Annotated in this window: 13 protein-coding genes; 6 read left to right on the plus strand and 7 right to left on the minus strand. The window is 76.1% G+C overall.

Going from position 1 to position 13,952, the window contains the following annotated elements; all coding sequences use genetic code 11:
* Positions 1 to 12: 12 nt before the first annotated feature.
* The 3 genes from ATJ88_RS12075 to ATJ88_RS12085 are packed head-to-tail and all read right to left on the minus strand — an operon-like array spanning position 13 to position 5,046.
* A complete protein-coding gene (locus tag ATJ88_RS12075) occupies positions 13 to 1,044 on the minus strand; it encodes an endonuclease/exonuclease/phosphatase family protein (protein WP_211287511.1) in 1,032 nt (343 codons plus the stop codon).
* Positions 1,045 to 1,093: 49 nt separating this feature from the next.
* Positions 1,094 to 3,325, minus strand: a complete 2,232-nt coding sequence (locus ATJ88_RS12080; protein WP_141538667.1) for an ATP-dependent DNA helicase RecG — start codon at positions 3,323 to 3,325, stop codon at positions 1,094 to 1,096.
* The gene (locus ATJ88_RS12085) at positions 3,322 to 5,046 is read right to left on the minus strand and encodes a DAK2 domain-containing protein (protein WP_245852393.1); all 1,725 of its coding nucleotides are present in this window, start codon (positions 5,044 to 5,046) and stop codon (positions 3,322 to 3,324) included. Before ATJ88_RS12085 ends, ATJ88_RS12080 begins: the two co-directional genes overlap by 4 nt.
* Positions 5,047 to 5,204: 158 nt before the next feature.
* On the opposite strand from ATJ88_RS12085, the gene rpmB reads away from it, so the two are divergent.
* Both rpmB and ATJ88_RS12095 read left to right on the plus strand, forming a co-directional pair.
* A complete protein-coding gene (rpmB, locus tag ATJ88_RS12090) occupies positions 5,205 to 5,399 on the plus strand; it encodes a 50S ribosomal protein L28 (protein ID WP_068200337.1) in 195 nt (64 codons plus the stop codon).
* 162 nt (positions 5,400 to 5,561) lie between these two features.
* Positions 5,562 to 6,089 (plus strand): GNAT family N-acetyltransferase, encoded by a 528-nt coding sequence (locus ATJ88_RS12095; protein ID WP_098464035.1) that lies wholly within the window; start codon positions 5,562 to 5,564, stop codon positions 6,087 to 6,089.
* Between the two features lie 245 nt (positions 6,090 to 6,334).
* Here the strand turns inward: ATJ88_RS12095 and ATJ88_RS12100 are convergent, their stop codons facing one another.
* Complete coding sequence (locus tag ATJ88_RS12100; protein WP_098464036.1) at positions 6,335 to 7,366, minus strand: thiamine-phosphate kinase; 1,032 nt, start codon at positions 7,364 to 7,366, stop codon at positions 6,335 to 6,337.
* A 52-nt stretch (positions 7,367 to 7,418) separates the two neighbouring features.
* Here ATJ88_RS12100 and ATJ88_RS12105 point away from each other — a divergent pair, with 52 nt between their 5' ends.
* Together ATJ88_RS12105 and ATJ88_RS12110 are read left to right on the plus strand one after the other, a co-directional pair.
* Positions 7,419 to 7,886, plus strand: coding sequence for a DUF3515 family protein (locus tag ATJ88_RS12105; RefSeq protein ID WP_098464037.1), 468 nt, complete (start codon positions 7,419 to 7,421; stop codon positions 7,884 to 7,886).
* 42 nt (positions 7,887 to 7,928) lie between these two features.
* Positions 7,929 to 8,342: a VOC family protein gene (locus ATJ88_RS12110; RefSeq protein ID WP_098465320.1), complete on the plus strand. Its 414-nt coding sequence runs from the start codon at positions 7,929 to 7,931 to the stop codon at positions 8,340 to 8,342.
* A gap of 24 nt (positions 8,343 to 8,366) precedes the next feature.
* Here ATJ88_RS12110 and ATJ88_RS12115 read toward each other — a convergent pair whose 3' ends face one another.
* Entirely contained in the window at positions 8,367 to 9,503 is a 1,137-nt protein-coding gene (locus ATJ88_RS12115) for a D-alanine--D-alanine ligase family protein (protein ID WP_098464038.1), read from the minus strand.
* A gap of 49 nt (positions 9,504 to 9,552) precedes the next feature.
* Entirely contained in the window at positions 9,553 to 11,133 is a 1,581-nt protein-coding gene (locus ATJ88_RS12120) for an AMP-binding protein (RefSeq protein WP_098464039.1), read from the minus strand.
* Between the two features lie 157 nt (positions 11,134 to 11,290).
* On the opposite strand from ATJ88_RS12120, the gene ATJ88_RS12125 reads away from it, so the two are divergent.
* The gene (locus ATJ88_RS12125) at positions 11,291 to 12,442 is read left to right on the plus strand and encodes an acyl-CoA dehydrogenase family protein (protein WP_098464040.1); all 1,152 of its coding nucleotides are present in this window, start codon (positions 11,291 to 11,293) and stop codon (positions 12,440 to 12,442) included.
* Between the two features lie 19 nt (positions 12,443 to 12,461).
* Here ATJ88_RS12125 and ATJ88_RS12130 read toward each other — a convergent pair whose 3' ends face one another.
* Entirely contained in the window at positions 12,462 to 13,151 is a 690-nt protein-coding gene (locus ATJ88_RS12130) for a TetR/AcrR family transcriptional regulator (protein WP_098464041.1), read from the minus strand.
* A gap of 96 nt (positions 13,152 to 13,247) precedes the next feature.
* Between ATJ88_RS12130 and ATJ88_RS12135 the strand changes: the two genes are divergently transcribed.
* Complete coding sequence (locus ATJ88_RS12135; protein ID WP_098464042.1) at positions 13,248 to 13,943, plus strand: DUF4386 domain-containing protein; 696 nt, start codon at positions 13,248 to 13,250, stop codon at positions 13,941 to 13,943.
* The last annotated feature ends 9 nt before the right edge of the window (positions 13,944 to 13,952 follow it).

The following is a 13,952-nucleotide window of genomic DNA, read 5'->3' on the forward strand; positions in this document are numbered from 1 at the left end:
CGTCGGCCGGGGTCAGGACCCGAACGTGACCTCGGCCACGACGGGACGGTGGTCGCTGCCCGTGCGGGCCAGCACGGCCAGTCCGGTGACCTCCGCGCCGCGGGCCAGCACGTGGTCGATGCGCACCAGCGGCACGGCCGCGGGGAACGTCCCGCCGAACGCGCCGGCCGGGGTGACGACCTCGGCGAGGACGGGCCCCAGGCCCCGGTCGAGCAGGGTGGCGTTGAGGTCGCCGCCGACGACGAGGACGGGCGCCGGGTCGGCGGCCAGCACGTCACCGAGGAGGCGGAGCGTCTCGTCGCGCGCGGCGGACGTGAAGCCCTCGCGCGGCGCGAGCCGCACGGACGGGGCGTGCACGGCGTACACGCGCGGGTCCACCCCGACCGGCCGGTCCACGACGACGCGCAGCCCGCGCTCCCAGGTCGCGCCGGCGCCGGCCGGCCGCAGGTCCAGGCCCTCGACGTCCGTCAGCGGGTACCGGGACCACACCCCCACGGTGCCGCGCACCGCGTGGTGGGGCAGCGCGGGGGCGAGCAGGTCGGTCAGCACCTCGGCGACGGCGGGCGTCACCTCGACGAGGGTGACGACGTCGGGGTCGGCGGCGAGCAGCGCCTCGGCGGTGCCGCGCAGGTCGGCGTTGGTGTCCGCCACGTTGTGCTGGACGACCACGAGGTCGCCCCGGCCGTCCGGGGCCGGTGCGGCGAGCGGCCAGCACACCCATCCCCACGCCCCGGCGGCGAACGCGACGGCGACCACCGCCGTCCAGGAGCGGCTCGCCACGGCCGCCGCGCCGAGCAGCAGCACGCCGACGCCGAGCCACGGCAGGACCGTCTCCACGAGGCTGCCCACCCCGTAGGCGTCCGGGACGTCACGGTGCAGCACCACCAGCAGGGCGACGGCCACGGCCGCGCACGCCACGAGCGCGCCGGGTGCGCGGCGGCGCGGCCGGACGGACGCCGCGCCGGACCGGCCGCGCGGGGCCGTGGCCGTGGTCGCCGGGCCTGCGTGGTGTCCCGTGGGGTGCTCGTGGAGCTCGGTGCGCACCCGCCGACGGTAGTCGCCGGCATCGGCGCAGGTCAGCAGGCTCGCCCGGTCAGGCGCGCTCCAGGTACTCCTCCTGGTCGGCGTCGAGCTGCGCGGCGATCGCGGCGGCGAGCTCGGGGTGCCCGACCAGCCCGGGGTCGGCGTCCACCACGGCGGTGGCCTCCGCGCGGGCCTCCGCGATGAGGTCGGCGTCCTGGACGACGCGCAGCAGGCGCAGCGAGCTGGACCGGCCCGACTGCGCGGCGCCGAGCACGTCGCCCTCGGAGCGCAGCTCCAGGTCGAGGCCGGCCAGCTCGAACCCGTCCGTCGTGGCCGCGAGCGCCTCCACGCGCGCGGCCGCCGGGGTGCCGGGCTGCGCGGTGGACACGAGCAGGCACAGGCCCGGGTCGGCGCCGCGGCCGACGCGGCCGCGGAGCTGGTGGAGCTGGGAGATGCCGAACCGGTCGGCGTCGAGCACGACCATGACGGTGGCCTCGGGGACGTCGACGCCCACCTCGACGACGGTGGTCGACACCAGGACGGGCACCTCGCCGGACGCGAAGCGGGCCATGGCGGCGTCCTTGTCGGCGGGGGTCATCTGCCCGTGCAGCACCCCGACGTCGACGCCGGCGAGGCGGGGCTGCGCGCGCAGCTCGTCGGCGACCTCCAGGACGGCGCGCAGCGGGGCGCGCTCGGTCGTGGCGGCGCCGTCGAGGTCGAGGAACTCGGGCACCTCGTCGAAGTCGGCGGCGGCCCGGGCCGGGGCGTCGTCGTCGGGGTGGATGCGGGCGCACACGACGTAGGCGCGCCGGCCGGCGTCGACCTCCTCGCGGACCTTGGCCCACACGCGCTCCATCCAGCGCTCGTTGGCGGCCGGCACGACGTGCGAGGTGATGCCGGAGCGGCCCGCCGGCACCTCGCGCAGCGTCGAGGTCTCCAGGTCGCCGAACACCGTCATGGCGACGGTGCGCGGGATGGGCGTGGCGGTCATGACCAGGACGTGGGGCGCGACGCGCCCCTTGGCCCGCAGGGCGTCGCGCTGCTCGACGCCGAACCGGTGCTGCTCGTCGACGACGACGAGCCCGAGGTCGGCGAACTGCACCTGGTCGCCGAGCAGGGCGTGGGTGCCCACGACGATGCCGGCGCGGCCGCTCGCGGCGTCCAGCAGGGCCTCCTTGCGGGCCGCGGCGCCGAGGGAGCCGGTGAGCAGCGCGACGGTGGTGGCGCGGTCGGCCCCGCCGAGCATCCCCTGCTCGGCCAGCGGCCCGAGCATCGCCCGCAGCGTGCGGGCGTGCTGGGCGGCGAGCACCTCGGTGGGGGCGAGCAGCGCCGCCTGTCCCCCGGCGTCGACGACCTGCAGCATGGCGCGCAGCGCGACGACCGTCTTGCCGGAGCCGACCTCGCCCTGCAGGAGGCGCTGCATGGGCCGCGGCCGGGCGAGCTCGTCCGCGATCTCGGCGCCGACGTCCCGCTGGCCCGCCGTGAGCGTGAAGGGCAGGGCGGCGTCGAAGTCCGCGAGCAGGCCGTCGGGGCGCGCGGGCCGGGCGGTGGCCTCCTGCTCCGCGGCCCGGGCGCGGCGCTGCGCGAGCGCGGTCTGCAGGACGAACGCCTCCTCCGTGCGCAGGCGACGGCGCCCGGCCTGCCAGTGCGCGGCGTCGTCGGGGACGTGCACGGCACGCAGCGCGGCGAGGCGGGTGGGGAGCCGGAGACGGTCCCGCACCTCGGCGGGCAGCGGGTCGGGCACGTCGTCCTCGGTGAGCGGGTCCAGGACGGTGCGGACGGCGCGCTGGAGCCGCCAGGTCGGGACGGCGGCGGTGGCCGGGTAGATCGGGATGGGACGGGACGCCTCGGTGACGGCGTCGTCGGCGTCGTCGGCGTCGACCCCGACGAGGACGTAGTCGGGGTGCGTGAGCTGCCGGGAGCCGCGGTACTCGGTGACCACGCCGGTGAACAGGCCCTGGCGCCCGGGGCGCAGCTTGTCCTCGTGGGGGCGCAGCGCGCCGGGCCGCTTCGCGAAGAACGTCAGGGCGAGCTCGTGCCGGCCGTCCGTGACGGTGACCTGGAGCAGCGCCCCGCCCCGGCTGCGCATCTGCCGCACGGTCGCGCGTGCGACCTGCGCCATGACGGTCACGTGCTCGCCGAGCGCGAGACGGTCCATGTCCGTCATCGTGCCGGGCTCGCCGTAGCGCCGCGGGTAGTGGCGCAGCAGGTCGTCCACGGTCGTCAGACCCATCGTCGCCAGCGGGTTCGCGGCCCGGGCGCCGAGGGTCGTGGCCAGGGGCTCCGCGAGCCGGTCGCTCACCGCGTCTCCTCCTCCGCGGCGGCGCCGACGGGCTCCGCCGTCGCGTCCTCGGCCGGCTCGACACCGATGCCGACGCCGGACCCCGGGCGGCCCGTGGGCAGCACGACGACGTCCGCGTCGGACGCCAGCGCGGTCGCCGCGTCCTCCAGGTCGTCGAGCACCCCGGCCGGGAGGTCGGCGTCGGGCAGGAGCGCGACGATCCCGGGCGCGACGACCCCGGCCACGAGCGTCCCGAGCGTGCCCACGGCCTCCGCGGCCGACGTGCGGGCGGTGCGCAGGCGGGCGAGCGCGGCCCGCACGACCTGCGGGACGTCGGGCGGCGCGCCGTCGCCGGCGACGTCGAGCGCCCCGGCCAGCGCGGCCACGGCGGTGACGAGGTGGACGTCGTCGTCGGCGGCGACCACCGTCACCTCCGGGCCGGGTGCGGCGGGCCGCCCGTCCCGCTCGACGTCGCGCGACCGGATGGTGGCGGTCGCGCGTGCGAGCCGGTCGGCGTCGAGGACGTCGCCCGGCGCGAGCACGAGCACGTGCGGCGCCCCGGTGCCGAGCACGGTCTGGGCGACGTCGTCGACGGTGGGCGCGGTGTCGAGGTCCAGCAGGACGACGGCGCCGCCGGAGGCCAGCTCGGCCGCGAGGCGCGGCGCGGACGTCGTGACGACGACCGCCCAGTCCTCGGCGGCGACGGCCAGGTGCCGCACGTACACGCGCGACACGGCGCCGCGCCGGGCCCAGCGGCGGGGCACCTCCAGGGCGGTCTCCAGGTCCGGGGTGTGGACGTGGGCCTGCCACAGCGAGTCCGCGTCGTCGTCCCCGCCGTCGCTGCCGCCCACCACGACGACGGAGTCGCCGACCTCGTCGAGGTCGGCGCGCAGGGCGTCGGCGACCGCGCCGGGGCGGAACCCGGAGGCGTGGTGGGGCCGGTGCAGGACGAACATCAGCTCGACCTCGTCGGCGGCGGCGTGCTCCGCGGTGTCCGGGGCGGGCGCGGCCGGGTCGGCGTCGGGCGGCGGGCGGTGGCCGCGCAGGTCCATGTCGAGCAGCACGGTGCCCATGCTGGCGTCCGCCTCCGACAGCCCCTGCGCGACGAGGTCGACGTGGCGCCGGGCGGCGGCCAGGGCGTCGAGCACGAGCACGAGCCCGCACGCGCCCGCGTCGAGCACCCCGGCGTCACGCAGGGGGGCCAGCGCGCCGACGCTGCGCAGCGCGGCCTCGCGCGCCCCGCGCCGGGCGGCGTCGAGCACGGGCAGGTGCGTCGGGGAGCCGAGGGGGCCCACCATCCCGCCGGCCTCGGCGTGCCGGGCCGCCGCGGCGGCGGACTCGGCGGCGGTGAGGATGGTGCCCGGGGCGGGCCGGGCGACCGCCTGCCGGGCGGACCGGGCGGCGACGTCGAGGCCGGGGCCCAGCCCGTCGCCCCGGCTGGCGGCGACCGCCAGTCCGCGGAACCACTCGCTGAGGATCACCCCGGAGTTGCCGCGGGCCCCGAGCAGCGCGGCCCGCGCCGCGAGCCGCAGCAGGCGGCGCCCGCTCGCGTCCTCGTCCGCCTCGTGGACGGCCGCCGAGGCCTCCCGGACGGTGAGGTACATGTTCGTCCCGGTGTCGCCGTCGGCCACCGGGAACACGTTGACCCGGTCGAGGTCGGCACGGGACGCGCCGAGCGCTGCGGTGGCCGCACGCAGCCACGTCCGGACGACGTCGGGGTCGATCAGCTCGGGCCGCTCCACGCCCCCACCGTAGCGGTGACCCAGGGCACGTTGAGGGCGGCTCCGCCGATCGGCTATCATCGTGTGGTTGCCCGGAGGATCTGGGCACCCCCAAGACCACTCACCTCACGCCCTGGTGCACTCGTGCGCGGGTCGTGTTCGACGATTCAGGAGACACCGTGGCTGCCAACTGCGACGTCTGCGGCAAGGGCCCGGGCTTCGGGCACAGCATCTCGCACTCTCACATCCGCACCAAGCGCCGCTGGAACCCCAACATCCAGCGTGTGCGTGCCGTCGTCGCGGGCACGCCGAAGCGCGTGAACGTGTGCACGTCGTGCCTCAAGGCCGGCAAGGTGCAGCGCCGCAGCGCCTGATCTCTCCGGCGCCGGTGCGCGCCGCGATCCACGCAAGAGCCCGTCGGGTTGATCCCGGCGGGCTCTTCGTCGTCCCCGCACACGGTTGCTCCATGCAAAGAGATGGTGAAGTGTTCCCCAATTCCTCTTGGCCCGCGGGGTCGTGCGTGGCAGGCTGAGCCCATGAAGGTGGAGACCGACAACGACGTGCTGATCCGCTCGGCCACCCGTGCCGACGCCGCCGACATCGCCCGGGTGCACATCACCTCGTGGCGCGGCGCGTACTCCCACGTGCTGCCGGCCGAGTACCTCGACTCCCTCGACATCGCCGAGCGCACGGCGCAGTGGGAGAAGATCCTCGATGGCGGGTCCGGGACGACGCTCGTGGCCCAGGCCGACGGCCGCACCCTCGGGTTCGCGAGCTTCGGGGCGTCGCGCGACGAGGACGCCGAGGACGGCTGCCTCGAGCTGTACGCCATCTACCTGGACCCCGAGTCCTGGGGCCGCGGGGTAGCGCGCGACCTCATGCGCACCATCCTCGCCGAGGTCCCCCCGCACGTGCGGATGACCCTGTGGGTGCTGTCGCAGAACGAGCGCGCCCACCACTTCTACCGCCGCCACGGCTTCCAGCCGGACGGCGTGGAGCGGATCGAGGACATCGCGGACGTGCCGGTGACGGAGGTCCGCTTCGCCCGCGCGGCCGAGCGCTGAGCGCTGAGCCGGAGCGCAGCGGACGGTGCGGGCCGAGGAACGAGGCACGCGCCGGGAGCGGAGCGCAGGCTCAGCGCGACCACGAGGATCGAGCGCTGAGCCGGAGCGCAGTGGACGGTGCGGGCCGAGGAACGAGGCACGCGCCGGGAACGGAGCGCAGGCTCAGCGCGACCACGAGGATCGAGCGCTGAGCCCTGAGCCGGAGCACCAAGCCTTGTCGTTGTGGGCGGGGCCGTGGGGTCGGCTCAGGGGCGGAAGTGGTCCCAGCCGGGCGTGACGTCGGGCTCGGCGCCGTCGAGCAGGACGCGGGGCGCGCCGTCGGCGGCGGTGACGACGCCGATCGGGCGGAAGGGCGCGGGGAGCCCGGCGGCGGCGACGTGGGCGGGGAACGTGGCGAGGAGGCCGTGGTCCTCGCCGCCGGACAGCACCCAGCGTCGGGCGCGGTCGGGGTCGCCGTCGTCGCCGGTGGTGACGGACACCTGGACGGCGGCGGGCAGGAGCGCGACGACGTCGGGGCCGAGGTTGCCGGCGGCGAGGTCGAGGGTGACGCCGGAGGCGCGGGCGAGGCGGCCGGCGTCGCGCAGGAGGCCGTCGGAGACGTCGAGCATGGCGGTGGCGCCCGCTGCCGCGGCGGCGGGTCCGGCGGCCAGGGGCGCGTCGGGGCGCAGGTAGGCGCTGACGTACGGGTGCAGCGGTCCGCCGCCGTCGGGGGCGCCGTCGGCGGGTGCGGCGGCGCCGCAGGCGAGCAGGTCGAGGCCGGCGGCGGACGTGCCGAGGGTGCCGGCGTGGGCGACGACGTCGCCGGGGCGGGCGCCGCCGCGCAGCACGGGGTCGCGGCCCTGGAGGTCGCCGTGGACGGTGACGGACACCACGACGGTGTCGCCGCCGGACAGGTCGCCGCCGACGACGGCGGCGGGGGCGGACGCCTCGGCGAGGCCGCGGGCCAGCCCGGTGACCCAGTCGACCTCGAGGTCGCCGGGGACGACGAGGGACACGACGAGGGCGGTGGGCCGGGCGCCCATCGCGGCGACGTCGGCGAGGTTCTGCACGGCGGCGCGGCGTCCGACGTCGTACCCGGTGGACCAGTCGCGGCGGAAGTGGCGGTCCTCGACGAGGACGTCGGTGGTGACGACGTAGCGGCCGTCGGGGGCGCGGACGACGGCGGCGTCGTCGCCGGGGCCGACCTGGACGTCGGGGCCGGTGGGCAGCAGGGGGAAGATGCGGGCCAGCAGCTCGTTCTCGTCGAGGTCGTGCACGCGCGGCGTGGGGTCGGTCACGAGGGGAACCCTAACCGGCCGGGTGGTCCGTCCCGGCCGGTAGCGTGGGCCCGTGCCTCTCCCCCGCGCGTCCGCCCCTGCGGCCCTCGGCTGCCTGTTCCTGCTGTCCGCCTGCACCCCGACGATCGGGGTGGAGGCCGCGCCCGGCGCGGCGGACCCGGACTGCGCCCCGGTGATGCTGGCGCTGCCGGACGTCCTGGCGGGCGACCTGGGGAAGGTGGGCACGAACGCGCAGGCGACCGCGGCGTGGGGTGAGCCGGGTGCCGCGGTGACGTTCCGGTGCGGCGTGGACCAGCCGGGCCCGTCGCCGGACTGTCAGCGGGTGGAGTCGGGGCAGGGCACGGTGGACTGGGTGGCGGCGACGGGCGAGGACGGCACGTGGCGGTTCACGACGTACGGCCGGGAGCCGGCGATGGAGGTGACGATCCCGCCGACGGTGCTGGAGGACCACTCGTCGTCGTTCGTGGGTGACCTGACGTCGGCGGTGACGCTGGTGGACGCCACGAAGGAGTGCACCTGACCGGTGCGTGCGGCGACACCGCGGGTGTGCGAGCGTGGCCCGATGGACTCCCGTCTGAGCTTCGTCACGCTGGTCGTCGCGGACCTGGCCGCGTCCCGCCGCTTCTACGTGGACGGGCTGGGCTGGGAGCCCGCCCTGGACGTGCCGGGCGAAGTGCTGATGTTCGCGGTGGCGGACAAGGTGGTGCTGTCCCTGTGGGACGAGGCCGCGGCGGTCGAGGAGATCGGTCCGGTGACGCGGGGCGGGACTCCCCCGGTGACGCTGGCCCACAACGTGGCGGACCCGGCGCGGGTGGACGAGGTCCTGGGCGACGCCCGCCGGGCGGGCGCGCCGCACGTGTCGGGGGCGACGGACCGCTCGTGGGGCGGCCGGTCGGGCTACTTCGCGGACCCGGACGGGTTCCGCTGGGAGGTGGCGTACAACCCGGGCGAGATCGGGGCGAGCGTGCTGCCCTGACCCGGCCCGGGCGGGCGCGGCGGGTCAGCGCAGGCCGGTGGGCCGTTCCAGCGCGAGGCTGATGAGCTCGTCGACCAGCTCGGGGTAGGTGACGCCGGTCGCCTCCCACATACGCGGGTACATGGAGAACGGCGTGAAGCCGGGCATCGTGTTGATCTCGTTGACGACGACCTCGTGGTCGGGCGTGACGAAGACGTCCACGCGGGACAGCCCCTCGGCCTCGACCGCCTCGAAGGTGCGCACGGCGAGGTCGCGGACGCGCGCGGTGACGTCGTCGGGCAGGTCGGCCGGGCAGGAGAGCTGCACGTGGGCCTCGTCGAGGTACTTGGCCTCGAAGTCGTAGAAGGCGTGGGTGTCGTCGACGACGATCTCGCCGGGCAGGGAGGCGCGGGCGCGCTCGCCGCGGCGTCCGCCGAGGACGGCGCACTCGATCTCGCGGCCGACGATCCCGGCCTCGACGACGACCTTCGGGTCGTGCTCGCGGGCGGCCTCCACGGCGGCGGGCAGGTCGGCGAGGTCGTCGACGCGGGTGATACCGAGGGACGACCCGGCGCGGGCGGGCTTGACGAACAGGGGCAGCCCGAGCCGGGCGACGCGCTCGGTGCAGGCGGCGGGGTCGGCGGTCCACTCGTGGGGCTTGAGGACCTCGTAGGGGCCGACGGGCAGCCCGTGCCCGGCGAGCACGAGCTTCATGAAGTGCTTGTCCATGCCGACGGCGGAGGCGAGCACGCCCGCGCCGACGTAGTGGACGTCGGCGAGCTCGAGGAGCCCCTGGACGGTGCCGTCCTCGCCGAACGGCCCGTGCAGCAGCGGGAAGACGACGTCGACGTCGCCGAGGACGGCGGGGACCTCGCCGGGGGCGAGGACGCGCAGCGCCTTCTCGCCCGTGGTGAGGGACAGCACGACCTCGGCCCCGTCGTCGGCGGTGACCTCGGGGAGGCGGCCGTCGGCGATCTGCCAGCGCTCGACCCGGTCCTCGGCCACGACCCACCGGCCGGTGCGCGTGATGCCGACCGGCACGACGTCGTAGCGGTCGCGGTCGATCGCGCCGAGCACGCCCGCGGCGGTGGCCGCGGAGATCGCGTGCTCGCCGGAGCGGCCTCCGAAGAGGAGGGCGACGCGCGGCTTGCGCGCGGGGTCTTCAGGCTGCGTCTGGGACATCGGCCCGACCCTACCGGAACGGGCCGGGCCGACGCCCCGACGGCGCCGGTCAGGCCGCGCGCAGCTCCTTGCGCAGGATCTTGCCCGCGGCGGACTTCGGGATGACGTGCGTGAACTCGACGAGGCGGACCTTCTTGTAGGGGGCGACCTGGGCGGCGACGTACGCCATGACGTCGTCGGCGGTGAGCGCGGCGCCGTCGGCGACGACGACGAACGCCTTGGGCACCTCCTCGCCGGCGCCGTCGGGCACGCCCACGACGGCGGCGTCGGCGATCTGCGGGTGCGCGAGCAGCAGGGCCTCGAGCTCGGCGGGCGGCACCTGGTAGCCCTTGTACTTGATGAGCTCCTTGAGCCGGTCGACGACGTAGAACGCGCCGTCGGCGTCGACGGTGACGATGTCGCCGGTGTGCAGGAACCCGTCGGCGGTGATCGTGTCGCGCGTGGACTGCTCGTCGCCGAGGTACCCGACCATGACGTTCGGGCCGGCGCACAGCAGCTCGCCGGGTGCGCTCATGCCCTCGGCGGGCACGTCGATCTCCTCGCCGGTGGCGGGGTCGACGACGCGCGCGAGCATGTTGGGCACGAGCAGGCCGATCGAGCCGGGCGAGAGGTCGTCGCGACCCACGGGGATCGTGTGGGAGACGGGCGACATCTCGCTCATGCCGTAGCCCTGGGTGACGCTCGCCTGCGGGAGCCGCTCCCCGACGAGGGCGGCCAGGTGCTCGTCGAACGGCGCGGCGCCGGACATCATGAGGCGGACGCTGGACAGGTCGGCCTGGGCGGCGAGGGGGTGCTTGGCGACGGCGAGCGCGATGGGTGGCGCGACGAACAGGACGGTGGCGCGGTGCTCGGCGACGACCCGCAGGTACTCCGCGAGGTCGAACCGCGGCAGCGTCACGACGGTGGAGCGCTGGTACAGCGCCCCGTTCATGAGCACGGTCATCCCGTAGATGTGGAAGAACGGCAGGACGGCGGGGATGACGTCGTCGGGGGTGAGCGGGATGAAGGGCTCGGCCTGCAGGACGTTCGCCACGAGGTTGCGGTGGGTGAGCATCACGCCCTTGGGGAGCCCGGTCGTGCCGGACGAGTAGGGCAGCACGGCGAGGTGGGTGGCGGGGTCGAGGGTGACGTCGGGCGCGGGGGCGCCCGCGGTGAGCAGGTCGCGCAGCCCCGGGTGCCCCTCGGCCCCGTCGAGGACGACGACGGCGTCGCGCGCCAGCCCGACGGCGTCCGCGCCCCCCTGGGCGGCGGGGAGCAGGGCGGACACGGTGACCAGGGCGGTCGCCCCGGACGCGGCGAGCTGCTTGGCGACCTCGGCGCCGGACGCGAGCGCGTTGATCGTGGTGACGGTGATCCCGGCGCGCAGCAGGCCGTGGAAGACGGCGACGAACGCGGGGACGTTCGGGCAGTGCAGCGCCACGACGTCGCCGGGCCGGTGCCCGCGGGCGGCGAACGCGCCGGCGAGGGCGTCGACCTGGGCGCGCAGCTCGCCGTAGCTGGTGGTGGCACCGGTGGGTCCGTCGACGACGGCGGTCCTGGCGAGGTCGGCCTCGGTGAGGGAGGCGAACAGGAAGTCGTAGAGCGAGACGTCCGGGATCTCGACGTCGGGGTGCGGGCTGCGGATGACCAACGGTGGCTCCTCTCGGCGACGCGGTCCTCGTCGACCACGTTCGGGCCAGCGTAACCGAAAGAACCGACCGGCCGGTATGCCCGGGTCGGACTCCACCCGCCCGCTCCCGCACCGGCGCCGACCGCCCCGGCACGGCATCGATGCTTGAATCGGAGCCATGACCTCGACGCTCCCCGACGACCTGCTCGCGTCCGTCCGCGGCCGCGCCGCCATCCACGACCGCGAGAACACGTTCTTCGCCGACGACCTGGCGGACCTGCGGGACGCCGGCTACCTCGGCGCCCTGGTGCCGCGCTCCCTGGGCGGCGCCGGGCTCACGCTGCGCGAGGTGTGCCACGAGCAGGCCCGCCTGGCCGGGGCCGCCCCCGCCACGGCGCTCGCCGTGAACATGCACCACGTGTGGACGGGCGTGGGCCGCTACCTGCACGAGCGCGGCGACGACTCCCTCGACTGGCTGCTCGCCGACGCCGCCCGGGGCGAGGTGTTCGGCTTCGGCTACTCCGAGGCGGGCAACGACCTCGTGCTGCTCGGCTCGCGCACCGAGGCCCGCCCCGACGGCGAGGGCGGGTACACGTTCCACGGCCGCAAGATCTTCACCTCCAACTCCCCCGGCTGGACGCGCCTCGGCGTCATGGGGCTCGACTCCACGACCGACCCCGACGACCCGCGCATCGTCCACGCGTTCCTCACCCGCGACGGCGGCGGGTTCGAGATCCTCGACGACTGGGACACCCTCGGCATGCGGGCCTCGCAGTCGTGCACGACCCTGCTCGACGGCGCCCACGCGCCCGCCGACCGGGTGCTGCGGCGCCTGCCCCCCGGCCCGAGCCTCGACCCGTACGTCCTGGGCATCTTCACGAGCTTCGAGGTCCTGCTGTCGTCGGTCTACGCCGGCATCGCGGACCGCGCGCTGGCGCTCGCCGTCGAGACGGTGGGACGCCGCACCTCCATGAAGACCGGCAGGGCGTACTCCCAGGACCCGGACATCCGGTGGCGGATCGCGACCGCGGCGCTCGCCCAGGACGGCGTGTGGCCGCAGATCGACGGTGTCGCCGGCGCGATCGACGCCCTGGAGGACCGGGGCGCCCGCTGGTTCCGCGACACCGCGGGACTCAAGGTGCGGGTCACCGAGACGGCCCGGCAGGTCGTCGACGAGGCGATCCGCTGCTCCGGCGGGTCGACGTACTTCAACCGCTCCGAGCTCGGCCGCCTGTACCGCGACGTGCTGGCCGGGATCTTCCACCCGAGCGACGACGAGTCCGCGCACTCGACCGTCGCGCAGTCCCTCCTCGGCCCCGTCGAGGCGTAGGCCGCCGCCGGGCGCCCGTTCAGAGGCGCCCGGCGACCCGCGCCCGCTCCAGCCCGCCCAGCAGCAGGTCGAGCGTGAACTCGAACTCGGTCTGGCTGTCGCACCAGCCGAGCGTGGGGTCGCCGGCGGCGTGCACCTCCGCGGCGACCATGGCGGCCGTGTAGGGCAGGGCCGCGGCCATGGCCTCGGTCTCCGCCTCGGTGGCCTCGGCGTCGTCGCCCCCTCCGGGGGCGAACAGCTCCTGGGTGAACCCGAGGACCATGCTGCCGAGCGCGTGCATGGCGCGGTGCGCCAGGTGGTACGAGCAGCCGCCGCGCACCATGACCCCGAGGACGTCCTCGTAGAGCTGGAAGACGGCGGGGCGGATGCCGCTGCGCGACGCCAGGAGCGGCGGCGCCCACGGGTGGGCGAGCATGACGGTCCGCGCGGCGAGGCACCGCGCGCGGACCTCGGCGACCCACGCCCCCTCGCCGTCCTCGGCCGGCGGCCGGTCGGCGAGCGCCGCGGCGACCTGGGCGGCGACGACGTCGATCAGACCGTCCAGCAGCTCGTCCTTCTTGCCGGGCAGGTGGTGGTAGAGCGACATCGCCTCGACGCCGAGGCGTGCGGCGACGCCGCGCATGGTGAGCGCGGCGAGGCCGTCGTCGTCCGCGAGCGCGACGGCGGCGTCGAGCACGCGGTCACGGGTCAGCGCCCGGGTGGCGGCCATCGGACTCCTCTCGCCCTCTTCCCTCGCCGCCACCTTACGTCGTATGGTTCCCTTACGACGTAAGGCTGCGTCGTCGCCGCCTCGAAGGGACCTCCCATGCACCCGCTCGTCGCCCGTCCCCTGGCCCGCACCACCGGCCTGCTCTACCTCGCCCTGGCCGTCACCGGCATGCTGGGCTTCCTCGTGATCCGGCCCCGACTGGTCGCCCCGGGCGATCCCGACGCCACCGTCGCGAACGTCGTCGCCGCCGAACAGCTCGCCCGCGGCGCCGTCGCGCTGGAGCTCGCCGTCGTCGTCGCCCAGTCGCTCGCCGCACTCTGGTTCTTCCGCCTGTTCCGGCGCCTCGACGCCGTCAACGCGGGCGCGGTCACCGCCTTCGGCCTCGCCAACGCCCTCGCGATCCTCGGCAGCGCCGCCGCCCTCGGCACCGCCGTCGACTCCGCCCTCGCCGGGGACGCCGCCTCGACCGCCCTGATGTTCCTGCTCTCCGAGCACCTCTGGGGCGTCGGTGGCGTGTTCTTCGGCCTCTGGCTGGTCCCCATGGGGCTGCTCGTCCTGCGCGCCGGGATGCCCCGCGTCCTCGGCTGGTTCCTCGTCGCCGGCGGCGCCGGGTACGTGCTCAGCACGTTCTGGCAGGTCCTGGTGCCCGCCGCGCCCGTCGTCGGCGACCTGCTCGTCGTCCCCGCGACCGTGGGCGAGCTCTGGATGATCGGCGCGCTGCTCTGGTACGGCTTCCGGCGCGCGCCCGCCGTCGCCGCGCCGGAGCCGGCCGAGCCCGCGCTCCAGCGCTGATCCCCCGCG

Origin of the sequence: Isoptericola jiangsuensis (genome assembly GCF_002563715.1) — a bacterium.
Lineage (GTDB): Bacteria > Actinomycetota > Actinomycetes > Actinomycetales > Cellulomonadaceae > Isoptericola > Isoptericola jiangsuensis.